Annotated in this window: 15 protein-coding genes; 8 read left to right on the forward strand and 7 right to left on the reverse strand. The window is 67.4% G+C overall.

Annotation, left to right across the window (positions count from 1 at the left end):
• Nucleotides 1-73 precede the first annotated feature (73 nt).
• Entirely contained in the window at nucleotides 74-691 is a 618-nt protein-coding gene (locus DMB37_RS32965) for a TetR/AcrR family transcriptional regulator (RefSeq protein WP_167769010.1), read from the forward strand.
• Here DMB37_RS32965 and DMB37_RS32970 read toward each other — a convergent pair.
• The 3 genes from DMB37_RS32970 to DMB37_RS32980 all read right to left on the reverse strand — a co-directional run bounded on the left by DMB37_RS32970 (nucleotide 678) and on the right by DMB37_RS32980 (nucleotide 4,460).
• Entirely contained in the window at nucleotides 678-2,900 is a 2,223-nt protein-coding gene (locus DMB37_RS32970) for an MMPL family transporter (protein ID WP_135236006.1), read from the reverse strand. The two genes, DMB37_RS32965 and DMB37_RS32970, sit on opposite strands and share 14 nt — an antisense overlap.
• A gap of 162 nt (nucleotides 2,901-3,062) precedes the next feature.
• Nucleotides 3,063-3,638 carry a hypothetical protein gene (locus DMB37_RS32975; protein ID WP_135236007.1) on the reverse strand — a complete coding sequence of 192 codons (576 nt, stop codon included), beginning with the start codon at nucleotides 3,636-3,638 and terminating at the stop codon, nucleotides 3,063-3,065.
• 135 nt (nucleotides 3,639-3,773) lie between these two features.
• Nucleotides 3,774-4,460 (reverse strand): NAD(P)-dependent oxidoreductase, encoded by a 687-nt coding sequence (locus DMB37_RS32980; protein ID WP_135236008.1) that lies wholly within the window; start codon nucleotides 4,458-4,460, stop codon nucleotides 3,774-3,776.
• A gap of 99 nt (nucleotides 4,461-4,559) precedes the next feature.
• On the opposite strand from DMB37_RS32980, the gene DMB37_RS32985 reads away from it, so the two are divergent.
• Entirely contained in the window at nucleotides 4,560-5,249 is a 690-nt protein-coding gene (locus DMB37_RS32985; protein ID WP_240771762.1) for a TetR/AcrR family transcriptional regulator, read from the forward strand.
• 91 nt (nucleotides 5,250-5,340) lie between these two features.
• On the opposite strand, the gene DMB37_RS32990 is transcribed toward DMB37_RS32985, so the two are convergent.
• Nucleotides 5,341-6,474 carry a hypothetical protein gene (locus DMB37_RS32990; RefSeq protein ID WP_135236010.1) on the reverse strand — a complete coding sequence of 378 codons (1,134 nt, stop codon included), beginning with the start codon at nucleotides 6,472-6,474 and terminating at the stop codon, nucleotides 5,341-5,343.
• 270 nt (nucleotides 6,475-6,744) lie between these two features.
• On the opposite strand from DMB37_RS32990, the gene DMB37_RS32995 reads away from it, so the two are divergent.
• The 5 genes from DMB37_RS32995 to DMB37_RS33015 all read left to right on the forward strand — a co-directional run bounded on the left by DMB37_RS32995 (nucleotide 6,745) and on the right by DMB37_RS33015 (nucleotide 13,352).
• Nucleotides 6,745-7,722, forward strand: coding sequence for an ornithine cyclodeaminase (locus DMB37_RS32995; RefSeq protein WP_135236011.1), 978 nt, complete (start codon nucleotides 6,745-6,747; stop codon nucleotides 7,720-7,722).
• On the forward strand, nucleotides 7,713-9,062 hold the full coding sequence (locus tag DMB37_RS33000; RefSeq protein ID WP_135236012.1) for an alanine racemase: 1,350 nt from the start codon (nucleotides 7,713-7,715) through the stop codon (nucleotides 9,060-9,062). Before DMB37_RS32995 ends, DMB37_RS33000 begins: the two co-directional genes overlap by 10 nt.
• A 59-nt stretch (nucleotides 9,063-9,121) precedes the next feature.
• Nucleotides 9,122-10,186, forward strand: coding sequence for a PLP-dependent cysteine synthase family protein (locus tag DMB37_RS33005; protein ID WP_135236013.1), 1,065 nt, complete (start codon nucleotides 9,122-9,124; stop codon nucleotides 10,184-10,186).
• 5 nt (nucleotides 10,187-10,191) lie between these two features.
• A complete protein-coding gene (locus DMB37_RS33010; RefSeq protein WP_135236014.1) occupies nucleotides 10,192-11,595 on the forward strand; it encodes an MATE family efflux transporter in 1,404 nt (467 codons plus the stop codon).
• 212 nt (nucleotides 11,596-11,807) lie between these two features.
• Nucleotides 11,808-13,352, forward strand: coding sequence for a phospholipase C (locus DMB37_RS33015; RefSeq protein ID WP_135236015.1), 1,545 nt, complete (start codon nucleotides 11,808-11,810; stop codon nucleotides 13,350-13,352).
• A gap of 49 nt (nucleotides 13,353-13,401) precedes the next feature.
• On the opposite strand, the gene DMB37_RS33020 is transcribed toward DMB37_RS33015, so the two are convergent.
• Entirely contained in the window at nucleotides 13,402-13,614 is a 213-nt protein-coding gene (locus tag DMB37_RS33020) for a hypothetical protein (RefSeq protein ID WP_135236016.1), read from the reverse strand.
• Between the two features lie 328 nt (nucleotides 13,615-13,942).
• Between DMB37_RS33020 and coaE the strand changes: the two genes are divergently transcribed.
• Nucleotides 13,943-15,145, forward strand: a complete 1,203-nt coding sequence (gene coaE / locus DMB37_RS33025; protein WP_135236017.1) for a dephospho-CoA kinase — start codon at nucleotides 13,943-13,945, stop codon at nucleotides 15,143-15,145.
• Between the two features lie 33 nt (nucleotides 15,146-15,178).
• Here the strand turns inward: coaE and DMB37_RS33030 are convergent, their stop codons facing one another.
• Nucleotides 15,179-15,703, reverse strand: a complete 525-nt coding sequence (locus tag DMB37_RS33030; protein WP_135236018.1) for a DUF402 domain-containing protein — start codon at nucleotides 15,701-15,703, stop codon at nucleotides 15,179-15,181.
• 47 nt (nucleotides 15,704-15,750) lie between these two features.
• Nucleotides 15,751-16,398 (reverse strand): DUF402 domain-containing protein, encoded by a 648-nt coding sequence (locus DMB37_RS33035; RefSeq protein ID WP_135236019.1) that lies wholly within the window; start codon nucleotides 16,396-16,398, stop codon nucleotides 15,751-15,753.
• Nucleotides 16,399-16,622 lie beyond the last annotated feature (224 nt).

Here is a 16,622-nt window from a genome sequence, read left to right on the forward strand (position 1 = left end):
GGGCCTTCGCCCATGTCGGGGCCGTGGCGGCCGATCCCGCCCGGTATTCTGAACGATGATGTCCGATGCCGCTGTGGAGCTTCCGTCCACTTCCTGGGAGCGCAGGAAGATCGAGGCGATGAGCCGGATCCAGCGGGTCGCGCTGGATCTGTTCGATGAGCACGGGTACCGCAATGTCACCATCGAACGGGTCGCCGCCGCGGCCGGGGTCTCGCCGAGCTCGGTCTACCGCTACTTCGGCACCAAAGAGATGCTCGTGCTGCACGACGAGGCAGACCCGAAGGTGCTGGAGGCGATCCGTACCGCAGGCGGCGGCACCATCGTCGATCCCGCGGGCCTGATCGCCGTCGCGCGGATGCTCGTCCCGCTGTTGATCGAATCGCTGCTGACCGAGGAGTCGGAGCGGCGCATCCGCCAGCGGCTGCAATACACGGCGGCGATCCCCGAGATCAAGGTCGGCCAGAGCAAGCAGATGCGCGAGATGGAGGACCAGTTCCGGACACTGTTCGCCGAACGAACCGGTTTCGCGCCCAACGATTTACGGGTACGGATGGCCGCGGCGACCGCGGTCTGGGGTTGTGTCGCGGCGTTGGACCATTGGGCCGGAACGGGTTTCGCGGGACGGCTGAGGGACGTCTACACCGAGGCCATCGGATCGATCATCGATCAGATCGAGACTATGTTCCGCTAGTCACGCGGCGTTTATTCAGCTTCGGCAGCCACCAGTTCCAGCGCCCGAACAGCCGCATGAACGCGGGCACCAGCACCAGCCGCACGAGCACCGCGTCGATCGCGATGGCGACCGCGAGCGCGAACCCGATCTGCTCGAGCTCCAGCACATTCGCGGTCACGAAGCTGGCGAAGACGGCGACCATGATCGCGGCGGCCGCGGTGATCGGCCTGGCGGTGCGTTGCAGCCCATCGGCGACCGCCGCGGCGTTGTCGTGGTGGACATCCCAGTGTTCCTTCATCCGGCGGATGAGGAACACCTCGTAATCCATTGAGAGGCCGAACAACACCGCGAACACCAGCATCGGCAGATAGATCTGGAGGAACCCGGTGCTGTGGAAGCCGAGCGCCGACTCGCCGATGCCGTGCTGGAAGACCGCGACCGTAATGCCCAGTGCCGCACCGGTGGCCAGCAGATTCAACAGGATCGCCTTGACCGCCAGCACGATGCTGCGGAACGCGGCGACGAGGAAGGCGAAGGAGACCGCCAGCACCAGCGCGATCACCCAGGGGAATCGACCGGTGATCCGTTCGGACACATCGACGAACAGCGCGGTGGTGCCGCCGATGCGCACCTCGGCGTCACCGAGAGACGCTGCGCGGGAACGCATATCGGTGACCAGATCGGACGCGGCGGTGGACCCGAACGCGGCGCGCGGGACGACGGCCGCGAACATCCGGCCGTCCGCGTACTGCGGCAGCACGGTCGCGATGCGGGGGTCACGGGAAAGTTCATTGATGAACCGGTCGGCGTCCTCGCGTGCCGCGCTGGTCAACGGCGCTGCGTCCGCGCCGGTCGCGACCACCTCGATGGGGGCGAGCAGGCCGGGCGTGAAGTTCTTTTCGACCAGGGCGATCGCCTGCCCGGCGGGGCGCTCGGTGAGCGCGTCGGTGCCCACGTCGACGCCGTAGCGCAGGCCGGTGAGCGGCGCCGCCGCCACGACCAAGAGCGCGACGCCGACCGTGCCGAACAGCACCGGCCGCGCCATCACGGTGTGCGCCCACCGCGCCCATGCGCTCGACGCCGCCACGGATCGCACCTCCGCCGGACGCATCCGCTCGGGCAGCGCTCCGCGATTCACCGCCGGGCCCAGCGTCGCGAGCAGCGCGGGCAGCAGGGTGAACGCCGCGGTCATAGTGGCGAGTACCGCGGTGACCACGCCGACGGCGATGCCGTTCAGCATCGGCAGCCCGACGACGGCCAGCGAGCACAGCGAGATCATCACGATGAGTCCGGAGGCGAGCACCGTCCGGCCGGTGGTGTCCATCGCCGCGCCGACGGACTCGTGAATGGCGTTGCGGTCGCGACGGTTTCGGACGCCACGGCGGGTCAGCTCCTCGTTGAAGCGGCTGACGATGAACATCGCGTAGTCGATCGCGGTGCCGGTGGCGATCATCGTCGCCACCGAGAGCACCAGGGAATCGAAGGCGAGGAAGGTCGTCAGGCCGAAGAGCGCGCCGACGGCTACCGCGATGCCCGCCGCGGTCACTGTGATCGGTAGCAGAGCTGCGGTCAATGCCCCGAGTGCCAGCACCAGCAACACCGTCGCCACCGGAATGCCGAGGGTTTCCGCGCGTTGCAGGTCGGCCGTCTCGATCTGCATCATCTCGGACTGGATCGGCGCATACCCGGTGAGCATGACCTGGGTGCCTGCACCAGGTCCGGTCTCGATGGCCGCCCGCAATTCCTGCACGACCCGCACTCGGGCCGAGATGTCGCCGTCGACGCCGATGATGCCGAACGCGGTGTGCCGGTCGGCCGATATCTGGGCAGCGTTGCCGTCGAACGGGCCGATGGCCCCGGCGACGCCCGAGGTCTGCCTGGCGACAGTGATCGCCCGATCGATGGTCGCCCGGTATGCCGGTGTATCGACGGTGCCCTCGGCCGAGTGGAAGACGATCAGGTCCTGCTCGATGCCGAACCGGGAGAAGTGATCCGCGACAAGATGATCGACCGCGACGGAGTCGGAGCCGGGCACTGAGTAGTCAGGGGTGCCGAGCCGGGCGTGCAGCGCGGGATACGCCGCGCCGCACACCACGACCAGCAGCAGCCAGACGCCGAGCACGACCTTGCGATGCCGGGCCATCGCGGCACCCCACCGCCCGGCCGCACCCCACCGCTGAGTCGGAGCGGGCGGTTCCGGCCGGTCGAGGATGGTGGGTTGTGCCATCGCCCCTCCAGGGATCGCTATCTGACAGTCACTATCAGGTAATGCCTGCCAGCATAGGAACAGCGAGGGAAAATTAGCAAGGGACTGTCATGCGGTGCGGTGTCTGCGGGGCACGAGTCCATCCAGCGGTGCGGCGGTCCCCGGTATCGAGGACCGCCGCGGTCAGTTGCCTGCGTGGCGTTTCCGCTCCCCCTGGTGGGTGCGGGTGTTCCGCCGCGATGGCTTCGTGGTGCCACGCTTCACCTGCGGCGTGGTGGTCGGCGCCCGCAGCGGGCCGACGGCTTGGGCCGTGGTGAGGGCGACGACCTGGATCTGCTCCAATCGCAGGCCGAGTCCGGCGAGGCGGGCGATCACACCGAGGCGATGTTCCGGCAGGCCCGGCCGAATCGGCAGTGGGTCCTGGCCGGGCCTGCGCAGCACGTAGGTCCTGCGTTCGGCGTCGAAGTCGATCGGCGCACCGTCGCGCACGGCGCGGTAGGCGCCGAGGTCCAGGTCGTTGTGCCGGATCGGATCGATCATCAAGGCGTCGATCAGCCGCTCCGCATGCGCGAGGCGCATGTCCCGATCCGGCGGATCCAGGTGTTCCACCTGCCGCGCGACCCGCCACCGATAGCCATCGGCGGCGGCGCGCAACAGGTACCGATGCCGTTCGATCTCAGCCGCCAACTCGACCAGCCGCTCGACATCGACAAACATCGGTTCACGCGGGTCGGGCATCGAAGCTGGAACGTCGGGCATTGCGCCTCCTCGGTCGAGTTGCCAATTACGTTGGGCAACAACTCGATCGACGTCCGACCTGGTTTCTATTGTGGCAGAGGGGTACGACAGGTTTCGGATAGCCGTGCCTGCGGCAGCCGATTGGGCACGGCTGTTTCAGTAACCGACGGTGAAGCGGCGCTGGAGGTAGCGCGGCTGTTCGACCTCGTCCAGCAGCGCGACGGCGAGATCCTCGGCCGAAAGATCGGGCGCTCCGTCCGCGGCGATGAGCAACTGGTCGCCGCCGACCCGGAAACGGTTTGTTCGCGTGCCGGGGTTGATCCGGCCGGCGGAGGGGCTGAGATAGGTCCAGTTGCGGTTGGACAGCCGGTAGACGTTCAACGCGTCCCGCAACGCCCGCACCACCTCGGCGTACTCGGCGGGCACACCGAGATCCTCGGTGAGGGACCGTACGAAGTCCGCGCCGGTGTCGACCAGTTGCAGGCCGGGTGCGATCTCCAGGCTGCCTGCGCCGCCCACGGCGATCACCCGGACCCGCGGCTGCCGTTCGAGCGCACGGACCATCGCCTGCGCCCCGACCACGAAATCGCCTGCGCGCGCGATGGTATCGGCGATGCCGTGCCCGGCGTTGACCGCGCTGATCACCACGTCGAGGCCGGAGATGGCGGCCGCGATGCTGTCGGCGTCGAGCCAGTCGGCGACCTGCCAGGTCACGGTGCCGCGCTCAGCGGGGAAGCGACCAGCATCCCGGCTGAACGCGGTCACCCGATGCCCGCGCCGCGTTGCCTCGTTTACGGCGCGACTGCCGATGACGCCTGTCGCGCCGAAAATCCCGATGTCCACGATCCACTCCCTAAACACTGTCCAGTTACTACACGCCGTTCAGTAACGACACGGGTGATAGTAGCCAAACGCTGTAGAGTGTCAACCGTGGTGGAGGCCGTGAAGAGTCGCAGAGAGCGCATGCGCGCGCAGGCGTCCGGTGAGATCAAGGCCATTGCTCTGCGGTTATTGGCCGAGGGCGGCCCCGATGCCGTCTCATTGCGCGCCATCGCCCGCGACATGGGCATGACAGCCGGCGCGATCTACGGCTACTACGCCACTCGTGACGAGCTGATCTCCACCCTGATCTCCGACGTGTACACCGCCCTGGTCGACCGGGTCGAGGCCGCACGCGACGCGGTCCCCGCCGACGACCCCGCCGGGCGCATTGTGGCGTGGGGTGAGGCCGTGCGCGACTGGGCAATTCAGCATCCCGCCGAGTTCCGGCTCATCTACGGCGACCCGGTGCCCGGCTACCAGCCGCCGCCGGGCGGACCCGCCGCCACCGCCGCGTTGCGGGCGTGCACCGGCCTCGTCGGCCTGACCGCCGCCGCGTGGCCCAGCGCGGAGAAGCACCAAAATCTCGGCGACACAACATGGTCCGACTTCGATGCGGGTCTCGTCGCCCACGTCCGCGCTGACTTTCCCGAGTTGCCCCCTGCCGCACTCGGTCTCGCGCTACGCATGTGGGGCCGGATGCACGGACTGATCGCGCTGGAGGTCTACGGGCATCTGGTTCCCCAATCACAAGACCCCGCAAAGCTTTTCCACCTGGAGATGCTGGACCTGGTGCGCTCGCTCGGGTTGTAGCCGGTGCATGGACTCCGCGGCAGCCGTCGTCGTGGCGACGTCGTCGCAGTTGTTGTCTGGATGGTTGCTCGCGACCCGCTGATCGGGTTCTTCAGACCCCGAGGTAGCCGAGGGTCGCGGCGAACATGATGCCGGTGAACAGTGGCCAGAACAGGATCTTCGGGAGCAGGTTGTCGCGCCAGGCGAGAGCTTTGCTGAAGGCGCCGTGCAGCAACATGGTGGCGTTGAGTGCGACGAGCAGGGTCATCACGTAGAGGGTGAAATACCAGTACTCGATGTAGGAGATGCCCGCGGAGCCGATTTCGGTGCGCGCCGCGTTGTCGTTGACCGCAACGACGAGCACGGTGGACACCGAGAAGGTGATGATCGCGAAGGCGGTGAAACCCGAGATGGGCCGGCGGTCGGGGTCGGTGGTGATCACGAACAGCGACAGGAACATCAGGACGGCGAGCAGCAGCACCGGCACGATCCGGCCGAGCATCGGTCCGAGCAGGCCCCGGCTGACGCCGACGTTGAAATACAGCTCGTCGGTATTGGACAGCCCGGGATGGGACAGCATGCTGTATTCCTGGCGGTTCAGGCTCCACACCGTGTAGTCCGGTGTCCAGTCGCCGAAGACGAGGTCGGGGTCCAATCCGTTGAGGGCCTTGCCATCCCACGGCGGGAACGATTCGAACGAGGGCACCAGCTGGACCGGATGGATCATGTCGACCGGGCGCATCCGCAGCCAGATGTCCTGGTGATCGAGCGGATAGTCCTCGTAGTTGAATTGCTGCCGGATGATTGTAGAGAACGACCAGACGATCACGCGGTTCTCCCCGAGCGGATACTCGAACACCTTTTTGGGGCAGTGCGGGTCCTCGGCCTCGAGTAGCAGGACGCCTGGCTCGATGTCGTCCGGAAATCCTGGCGGAATGTGCTGCCAGATATGTCCGGTGGCTTTCACGTTGTGGGCATTGATGAATTGCAGCGCGTTCAACAGCACGCCGGTGGATACCCGGGGCACGACGCGATCCTGGGGGAGATGTGGCGTCACCGCGGCTTCCGCCTCGGCATAACTCGACACCGTGACGCCCTTCTCCGCGACCGGCGCGTGCCTGCTTCCGGCGTGGGTCCAGGAGTACACGGTGCCCGCGGCCAGTGTCAGGGACACGACGGCGGAGGCGAGCCACAACCACAGCTTCGCCTTCGGCGCGCAGCGCGAGACCACCTCCCTGATCGGCACAGCCAGGAGGTTAGCTCGAGGTTAGCCATCGGCCCGGGATCCGCCGGAACGGCGGGGATGTCGCGCCCGACTCGGTGCATGTGTCCGAATTCACTTATAATGCTAATGAAAATCATTACCGATAGTCTACGATGCTGACATGGCTTTTTCTCGGATCGGGATGTGTGCTGCCCCAACGGCATTCGTGGCGAGCGCGCCGGCCCGCAGCCCGGTGGATGGGGTGCCGCCGTCCGGGCGGCTGCTCGATTCGCCCAACGACATCGGAGTTCTATGAGCAACGCACTGCACATCCTCACGCGCACCGATCTGGCCGATATCGACATCCCGCCCGCCGAGGTCATCGACCTGGTCGAGGACGGCTACCTGGCGTACGCGCAGGGCGATTCCCGCTGCCCGGTGAAGCTGATGATGCCGATCCCGAAGACCGAACGCGACGCGGTGTCGTATTCGATGCTCGGCTACGACGGTTCGCTCGAGCAGCTCGGTTTCAAGACCTCCTACCGGCAGGGCAGCGAGAGCGCGGACAAGTACTACACGACGATCAGCCTCTACGACGACACCACCGGCCTCCCGTTCGCGTTCATGGACTGCCAGCGCGTCGGTGCCTCCCGCACGCCGGCCACCACCGCGATCATCGCGAAACACTGTGCCCGCGCGGGCGCTACGAGCGCGCTGATGATCGGCACCGGCGTCCAAGGCCGGAACACGTTGCCGTACTTGCTGACCGCCCTGCCGAACCTGGAGCGGCTGCGGTTGTTCGGCACCCACCCGGACGGCATCGCGGAAAGTATTGCGGCACTGCACCGCTGGTTCCCGGACCGGGACATCGAACTGGTCGACGATGTGCCCGCGGCGGTCACCGAGTCCGACGTCGTCGTCGTCGCCTCCGGCAGGGCCGCGCATCCCAAGGTGCGCACCGAGTGGCTGCCGCCGGGTGGGCTGCTGATCTCGGTGGCCAGCAAGGGGGTCGAGAGCGGCGCGTTACGCGCCGCCGACTACGCGATCGCCACCAGCGCAGGGCAACTCGGCGTCACCGGCACCCGGCTTGCGGGACCGGAGGGGCGGCCGGTGATCGATGCCGAACTGCCCGACATCGTGGCGGGGCGGGCGCCGGGACGATCCGGCGCCGACGATCGGGTGTTCGCGTTCGCCAGCGGCATGATCATCACCGACATCCCGGTAGCGCACGCGCTGGCGACGCGCGCGGTGGCGGCCGGACGTGGACAGCGGGTGGAACTGTGGTCCTGAATGCCGCACTCATCGATCTGCCCGCACTGCCTGCGCTGGAACAGGAATGGCAGCGCCGGGTGCGCACGGACCCGCAGCTGCTCTTCGACATCCACCACGCCGTCGGGGGCCCGTTCCACGTCCTCTATCCGGAGCAGTTCGCGCGCAACCTGCGCTCCTTCCAGAAAACCCTGGCCGGACACGGTGTGCGCGGCCAGATCTACTACGGCAAGAAGGCGAACAAGGCGGGCTGCTGGCTGCCCACCATCGCCGATCTAGACGGTGCCGTCGATGTCGCCAGCGAGCCCGAACTGGTGCACGCGCTGGCGCACGGCATCCGCGGCCGCGACATCGGAGTGACCGGAGCGGCCAAAACCGATGCGCTGCTGCGGCTGGCCGCCAGGCACGACTGCGTGGTCGCGATCGACGCCCTCGACGAGCTGGCCCGGGTGGCGGAGATCGCGCGGAGTGCCGGTCCGGTGCGGATCCTGTTGCGGCGGTTGCCGCCGAACGCACCGCACAGTCGATTCGGTTTATCGGCAACAGATCTCGAGACCGCGATCACGCTGTGTGCGCAGTGGCGGCCGCAGCTCGAGTTGATCGGGTTCTCGTTCCACCTCGATGGTTACGCCGTCGCACCGCGGGCCGAATTGGCCTACGACTTGATCCGGCTGTGCGCCGAGACGAAAGCGCAAGGCTTGCCGATCACCGCCCTCTCCATTGGCGGCGGCTTCGCCTGCCGCTATGTCGGAGACGACGATTGGCAGGCTTTCCTGGCCCATCGGCGCGACGACTGGTTCCACGCGGGCAAGCGATTCGAGAAGTTCTATCCGTACGCGCAGGAGCCGACCGGCGCCGACATGCTGGACGCCATCCTTACTACGGGCTTCGACGGTCGCACACTGGCAAGCCATCTGCGCGACAACGACATCCAGCTGTTCATCGAACCCGGCCGGGCGCTGTTGATCGATGCCGGCTTCACCGTGTTCCCCGTCCTCGGCTTCAAACAGAACGCCGACTACGGCATCACCACCGTGCACGGCCTCAGCATGAGCGTGTCCGAGCAGTGGAAAGGCAGCGAGTTTTTGCTGGATCCGATCCTGGTGCCCCGGCGCACGGACCCGGCTGCACAACCGATCGCCAGCTGCGTCGGCGGCGCGAGCTGCATGGAGTACGACGTCCTCACCTGGCGCAAAGTGCCGCTGCCGCAACGGCCTGCCCGCGGTGACCTGCTGCTGTATCCGAATACGGCGGGCTACCAGATGGACAAGAACGAGAGCGAATTCCACCAGCTCCCATTGCCGCCGAAGGTAGTCGTCACACATCAGGAAGGCCGGTTCCTGTGGCGCTTGGACAGGTAGACACGCAGGAATACGTAGCCGCACCGGACGCGCACCGGCCAGCGGCTGCGCACGACGCCGTGGCTCATCTCCCACGGCGTCGCGAGAACGTCGTCCGCTCGGCCTCCGAGCTCATCGGCTCCACCCCACTGCTCGAACTCATTCGCACCGGCACCGGCACCCGCCTGCTGCTGAAGCTGGAGCAGTTCAACCCGACCGGCTCGGCGAAGGTGCGGATGGCGCGGGAAATGGTGCTGCAGGCCGAACGCAGCGGCGAACTGCGCCCCGGCGGGCACATCGTCGAACCGACCTCCGGCAACACCGGCACCGGACTCGCGCTCATGGCCCTGGAACGCGGCTACACCTTCACCGCCGTGGTCGACGGCCACGCCGCCGTGGACAAGCTGCGGGCCATGAAAGCGATGGGTGCCCAGCTGGTTTCGGTGGACGGCGGCAGCGGCGGCGGGCCGAGCACCGTCGAGCGCAGGCGGATCGCGGCGGAGATCGCCGCCCGCACCGGTGCGTACCGCCCCGACCAGCACAACAATCCACACAACAACGCGGGCTACCGCGAACTCGCCCACGAACTGCTCGCCGATATCGACACCGACGTCGACTATCTGATCGGCGCCGTCGGGACCGGCGGATCCCTCTGCGGCACGGTCGAAGAACTCCGCAGGCTCGGCTCGCGGGTCCATGCCCTCGGTGTCGAACCGATGGGCTCCATCATCTTCGGCGGCGCGGCAGGCGGCTACTGGCAGACCGGCGCGGGCAGCCCCGCCGGATTCCCGGTGGGCGGCAACGTCAAATACGACGCCATCGACGAGGACTGCCGAGTCGGCGACATCGATGCGTTCGCCACCGCCCGGGTGGTCGCGCGGCGCACCGGCATCCTCGTCGGCGGAACCGGCGGCGCCGCAATCCATGTGGCGTTGCGGCGTCTCGTGCATGTGCCCGCGGGCAGCACGGTCATCGTGCTGGTGTGTGACGCGGGGGAGAAGTACCTCGACACCGTGTACGACGACGACTGGCTGCGCGAACGCGGACTGCTGGACCGGGCGGCGCAACAGCGCATCATCAGGCTCTGCCGGGCGTACGACGAATCGGTGCGGCTGGCGGCATACAGCGTTCGGACGGGAGCTTAGGTCACATGGCGTTTCGAGAGTATCGAGCCATCGTCGCGCTGGCCGCGCCGATCGCGGGTATCCAGCTGGCCCAGGTGGCGCTGACCACGGTCGATCTGGCGATGATGGGGCTGCTCGGCGTCGCCGCCGTCGCCGCGGGCGGGCTCGCGCTGCTGCTGTACAACCAGCTGCGCACTATGTGCGTCGGCATGATCACCGGTGTCGGGAACATGATCGCCGAGGCCGTCGGCGGTAGCGAAAAACGCACCGGGCGAGGTGATCTCGACGAGCAAGCGCGCGCCGAGATCCGCGGGTTCGTGCGCGCGGCGGCCTTCGTGGCGACGGTGACGTCGACGACGGGCGCGCTGTTGCTGATCGCGCTGGGCTACGCGCTGCGCTGGCTCGGCCAGGCCCCCGACGTGCTCGAGCTGGCCCGCCCCATCATGTGGACCCTCGCCCCCGGCCTGATACCGATGCTCTGGCTGAACGTGTTGCGGCAGTTCGCCGTCGGCATGCGCCGGGCCGGCTCACTGTTGCGGGTGACGTTGCTGTCGATCGGCGTCAACGCACTGCTCAACGCGCTGTTCATCTACGGCTGGTTCGGCGTGCCGAAACTCGGCCTGGCCGGGATCGGCCTGTCCACCACCCTCGTTCAGCTCTGGACGTTCGGTATCTACCTGCGCACCGTCCGGCGCGACCCGCTGCTCGGCGACCTGCTGTCCCTGCGCGCGTGGCAGGCGGACCGGGCCACGGTGACCCGCATCGTCCGAATGGGCACGCCGATCTCGCTGACCTACGGCGCGGAAGCGGCGATCACCTCGATCGCCGCGGTGCTGATGGGCAGCTTCGGGCCGGTGGCGCTGGCCGCGAGCAATGTCGTCAACCAGCTGGCCTACATCGTCTACCAGGTCAATATCGGTCTGTCCCAGGGCTCTTCGATCCTGGTGAGCCGCACGGTCGGGCAGGGCGACCGGCATGCGGTGGCGGCCATCGCGCGGCGCACCGTGCTGCTGGGCTTCGCCTTCATGACCGTGGTCGGCCTCGGTTATGTGCTGTTCCCCGGCGCGGTTCTCGCGCCGTTCCTCGGCTCGCACCACGATGACACCGCCGTCATCGCCGCCGCCTCGACGCTGCTGTGGTTCGCGATCATCCAGCAGTACTGCAAGAGCTCGCAGAACCTGTCCATCGGCCTGCTGCGCGGCATCGGAAACACCAAGGCGGGGATGCAGAGCACGCTGATCGGCTACTTCGCCATCGGGGTACCCGCCATGGCCGTGTTCGGGTTCGGTCTCGGCTGGGACGGACCAGGCATCTGGCTCGGGCTCTGCCTCGGCTTCGGTGCCACCGCCGCGCTGGTGTGGCGGAAATTTCTGCGCGGTGTCGCCGACATGACCACGCCCACGCGGGAATCCGTGCCCGCGAAACGGTGAAAGCGGGCAAAAGGTGTGAAACACTCAGAACGGCGGGACAATTCGGGCAGCCCTCCGGCAACCAGGCGGAATCACCCTCTCGCACCGTGCTTTCGCCCACGTTCCGATCCGGCTAAACGATCTTTCTCTGCGGTGTCGCAGCACGTCGGGTAGGGTCGGCGCGGATCGCGAAATTCTGCTCGACAGCCCTGGCGGAAAGGTCGGCCGAAGAGATGTGCGCAGCGGGGCCGTTCAGCGGGCTCAATCGCAGACAATTCCTAGCGAAGGCGGCGGCGGCCGGTGCGGTGGGCGCGTTGGCATCTTGGGCCAACCCGATCATCGAACGGGCCTACGCCGCCGACCCCGCCGGCCTGGGCGGATTGGGCGATATCGAGCACTTCGTCTTGCTCATGCAGGAAAACCGCTCCTTCGACCACTATTTCGGCTCCTTGTCCGGCGTCCGCGGGTTCGACGACCCGTCGGCCGCCTGGCGCCAGTACGGCTGGACGCCTGGTGCGGGCCCGGGCCCGGACGGCTACCTGAATCCGTTCCGCCTCGACACCACCCGCGGCGCCTCGCTCGACGGCGAATGCATCAACGACCCGGACCACAGCTGGAGCGGCATGCACCGCGCCTGGAACGGCGGCGACAACGACCAGTGGATGCCGATGTCGGTCGAGAGCGTCGGCCCGGCCAACGCGCCCGCGGCCATGGGTTATTACCTGCCCGAAGACATTCCGATCCATACCGAGCTCGCCGACGCCTTCACCCTGTGCGACAACTACCACTGCTCGGTGCTCGGCCCCACCGACCCGAACCGGCTGTACTGGATCAGCGCCACCATCGACCCGGACGGCCGCGCAGGCGGTCCGCTGGTGGAAACCCCCAAACTGATCCCGCAGCACGTCTACAGCTGGCGCACCTACCCGGAGAACCTGTCCGAGGCGGGCGTCAGCTGGAAGGTCTACAACAACCGCGACATCGGCCCGCTGTCGTCGGTGCTGCTCGACGGCATGCTCGGCTGCTTCACCCAATCCGCCGACCCCGACTCGGAATTGGCGCGCCGCGGTAGAGCACCGGTCTACCCCAACGACTTTCAGGCCGACGTCGCCAACGACACGCTGCCCGCCGTCTCCTGGGTGATCCCGTCGCTGCTGAACTGCGAACATCCCGCGCTGCCCGCGGCATTCGGCGCCTTCGGCATCGTGCAGCTGCTCGACATCCTCACCGCCAACCCGAAGGTGTGGGAGAAGACGGCGGTGATCATCAGCTACGACGAGAATGGCGGCTTCTTCGACCACGTCACCCCGCCGACCCCGCCACCGGGCACCCCCGGCGAGTTCCTCACCGTGCCGCTCGACCGCGTGTCCTCCTCGGCGGGCATCGCCGGTCCGATAGGTTTGGGCTATCGCGTTCCGGCGCTGGTGATTTCGCCGTATACCCGGGGCGGTCTCGTCGCGTCGGAGACGTTCGACCACACCTCACAGCTGCGACTGCTGGAAACCAGGTTCGGAGTGGAGGTGCCGAATCTGACCGCGTGGCGACGCGGGGTCACCGGCGATATGACCTCCACCTTCGATTTCGGCTCGGCACCGAATATCGCGAAACCGGTGCTGCCGGACCCGAAACCGAAAATGGATGCCGCGGTCGCCCAATGCGGCCCGAATATCGCGTTGGGTACGGCGGAGACCGGGATCCCTTATCCGGTGCCGCCGAATTCGATGCCGACACAACAACCCGGCACCCGGCGCAAGCCGAGCGGGTTGATTCGGGCATGAGAGTGGCCCAGCCCTGGCGGGGGCTGGGCCACTTCTCGACGTGTACGCCTCAGCTCGCGGTGGCGGGCACCCACCGGACCGACGGGACGGCGGAGCGTTTTCGCATAGCGGCGAAGCTGTGCCGGGCCGGGCTGATCAACGCGCTGAACCATGTGCGGCGGTGTTCGGCTAACGCGGCCGCGACGGCGGGGATCTGGGTGCAGTGCACGCCACCCGCCATGCCCAGGCGGTGGCGAGCCGTCTGGTTGTATCTGGTGCCCAATGCTGTTCCTTTGCTTGCTGGTGCTGGCGCCCTGGATCGCCACGGCGAAGATTAGCCGAACGAAAGTGCCGTGCAGAGTATTTTGCGCAAGTAATTGGGTCGGCGTGTCGGAAAGTTGTCGTCCGAGTACCGGGTCCGGCCGGAATTGTTGCGAAATGGTCTCGGCCTCGTCACGGATCGGGCAATTACGGCGGCGGCAGGTGGAAAGCGCGGCCTGGATGGGTAATCGGGCTGATTGTGTCGCCGAAGTCGAACGTCGGTCCTTGCGGCACTGCCCGGCGGTGTGGGCGCGCAGGCCGCCCCGGCCGGGGGATGCGAGACTGGTCCGATGTTGCGGATCGGCCTCACCGGAGGCATGGGAGCGGGCAAGTCGACGGTGGCGCGAATTCTCGCCGATCTCGGCGCGGTGATCATCGATTCCGACCTGATCGCCAGGGAGGTGGTCGCGCCGGGTACCGAGGGCCTGGCGGCGCTCGTTGACGCGTTCGGCACCGAGATCCTGGCGGCCGACGGCAGCCTGGACCGGCCCGCCCTGGCGGCCAAGGCTTTCGCGGACGAGGAATCGCGGGCGACCCTGAATTCGATTACGCATCCGCTGGTCGGCAAGCGCACCGCCGAACTCATTTCCGCGGCCGCGCCCGACGCCATTGTTGTGCAGGATATTCCGCTGCTGGTCGAGAATGGTCTCGCACCATTGATGAACTTGGTAATTGTCGTCGATGTCGATGCGGAAACTCGGCTGCGCAGGCTGGTCGAATTCCGCGGCGTCGCCGAAGCCGATGCGCGGGCGCGTATTGCCGCGCAGGCCACCGACGAACAGCGCCGCGCGGTCGCCGACGTGCTGCTCGACAACAGTGGCGCGCCCGCGGCGATCGAGGACGAGGTGCGGCGGCTGTGGCAGGAGCGGCTGGTGCCGTTCGAGCGCAACCTCCGTGCCGGGACGCCCGCGCGCAAGAAAGACATCCGGCTCGTGCCGGCGAACCCGGACTGGGCCGTGCAGGCGCAGCGGCTCATCGCCAGGCTGTGGGTGGCGTGCGGGGCGGCGGCGTCGCGCATCGATCACATCGGCTCGACCGCCGTGCCGGAGTTGCCCGCCAAGGACGTGCTCGACCTACAGATCACCGTCGCGGACCTCGCGGCGGCCGACGGCCTGCGGGATGCGTTGGGGGCGGCGGGATTTCCGGTGCGACCGGAGATTACGGAAGACTGCCCGAGGCCGACGGCGCAGGATCCGGCGGGCACGGACGTCACGTTGTGGACCAAGCGCTACCACCAGAACGCCGACCCCGGCCGCCTCGCCAATGTGCATGTGCGCGTGGCCGGTACGCCCGGGCAGGAGTACGCGCTGCTGTTCCGTGACTGGTTGCGCGCCGACGCCGACGCCCGCGCCGAGTACCTCGAGGTCAAGCGTGCGGCGGAGGCGAAGGCGACCGGGCTGACCGGCGAGGCGGCGACGATCGCCTACCTCGACGTCAAAGAGCCCTGGTTCGCCGCCGCCTACCCCCGCATGCAGGCTTGGCGGGATCGCTAGCGGCGTTGCCGTCGGGCGCGCGCAGGCCGGAAACTAGAGCCAGGTGAGGGTGACGCCGCGGGATTGCAGCCAGCGGTCCAGGCTGTAGCCGTTGGCGGCGATGCCGTCGATGGCGGTGGTCGCGGTCTCGATGGCGGCCTGGGCCTCGGCGGCGGTGAGTAGCCCGGCCGTGTGCGCGGCGAGCAGTTCGTCGACGTCGAGCAGTTCGGTATCGCGGCCCGTGCGCACGACGATGTCGAGGTAGTGGTCCACCGACTTCCAGCGGTCCGGCTCCAGTTGGCCGAACTCGCCCAGGTCCAGGTAGAAGTCTTGGTCGCGCTGGTGCTCAGGGTGGTAGTGGAAGACGCTGGCACGCAGCGCCAGGTCGGGCAGCAGCCACGATTCGATGTAGTGGAACTGCTCGTGGTCCGAGGTGCGCGCCATGTACAGGCCCCACGGCTCCACCTGGTACCGCTCGACCGGCCGCACGAATCCCTTGGGATCGGTGTTGGTCAGCGCCGCGAGGTCGAAGTACTCGACCTTGGGCCGATGTACGTCGACGGAAGGTGCCTGGGTCATGCATTCAGAATCTACCGCCGCCCCGCCGGAGTCGAGTGACCCGAGGGTTACATCCAGGTGAGCGTGATGCCATGGGTGGCCAGCCAGTCCTCGACGCAGTGGTCGTTGGCGGCGAGTCCGTCCAGCGCGGCCGTCGCGCACTCGAAGGCCCGGTGCGCCTGTGCGGTGTCCACCAATCCGGCCGCGTGGGCGGCCAGCAGCTCGTCGACGCCGAGCAGTTCGACATTGTGGCCGCGGTGCACCTCGATGTCGAGGTAGTGGTCGACGGCCTTCCAATGCTTCGGCTCGATCTCGGTGAACTCGCCGATATCCAGGTGGAAATCGTGATCCACGTGATGCGCCGGGTTGCGGCGGGTCAGCGTCACACGCAGCGAAAGCGCGGGCAGCAGCCAGCACTCGAGGTAGTGGCGGTGCGGGACGGGCACGATGCGGGCCATGTACACGCCCCACGGTTCGTGGTGGTAGCGCTCGACCTGGCGGACGAAGCCCTTGCAGTCGGTGCTGGTGAGTTCCGCGAGGTTGAAGAACTCGATGTGCGGCCGGTGCGGTGGGTGCCCGGGCGGTAATGCGGTGTTCGATGCGGCGGCAGTGGCGTTCTGATTCAGTCCGGGGACCGCTGCGCGGAGGTGCCGGGCGATAGTTCCTGCGAAGCCGGTGGTCGGCACGGTATTGAGCAATGGAATCAGACCTCTCATGGCTCTTGTTCTTCGCCACATCCGAACGCGTTGTCCGAACAACCAAATCAGCGTACACCTGGGGAATGGTGGGTGGGCGCAATGACGCGATATGTTTTTGGCTACGAATTGTGTTGCGGCAAAGGACATTTCGGACACATATCGCCGGTCGAAAGTGAAACGGCATTGGTGCGCTCGTGTTGTCTCGCCATGTGCGGCGGAACTGGGAACAATGGCGGCTGGGC

The sequence above is a fragment of the Nocardia sp. CS682 genome (assembly GCF_004634405.1).
GTDB classification, from domain to species: Bacteria; Actinomycetota; Actinomycetes; order Mycobacteriales; family Mycobacteriaceae; genus Nocardia; species Nocardia ninae.

Bases quoted from the DNA above. Each gene is read 5' to 3' on its own strand.
- DMB37_RS33015 (WP_135236015.1), top strand. From the start codon at position 11,808: ATGTGCGCAGCGGGGCCGTTCAGCGGGCTCAATCGCAGACAATTCCTA.
- DMB37_RS32995 (WP_135236011.1), top strand. From the start codon at position 6,745: ATGAGCAACGCACTGCACATCCTCACGCGCACCGATCTGGCCGATATC.
- coaE (WP_135236017.1), top strand. From the start codon at position 13,943: ATGTTGCGGATCGGCCTCACCGGAGGCATGGGAGCGGGCAAGTCGACG.
- DMB37_RS32975 (WP_135236007.1), bottom strand. From the start codon at position 3,638: ATGCCCGACGTTCCAGCTTCGATGCCCGACCCGCGTGAACCGATGTTT.
- DMB37_RS33010 (WP_135236014.1), top strand. From the start codon at position 10,192: ATGGCGTTTCGAGAGTATCGAGCCATCGTCGCGCTGGCCGCGCCGATC.
- DMB37_RS33035 (WP_135236019.1), bottom strand. From the start codon at position 16,398: ATGAGAGGTCTGATTCCATTGCTCAATACCGTGCCGACCACCGGCTTC.
- DMB37_RS33030 (WP_135236018.1), bottom strand. From the start codon at position 15,703: ATGACCCAGGCACCTTCCGTCGACGTACATCGGCCCAAGGTCGAGTAC.
- DMB37_RS32970 (WP_135236006.1), bottom strand. From the start codon at position 2,900: ATGGCACAACCCACCATCCTCGACCGGCCGGAACCGCCCGCTCCGACT.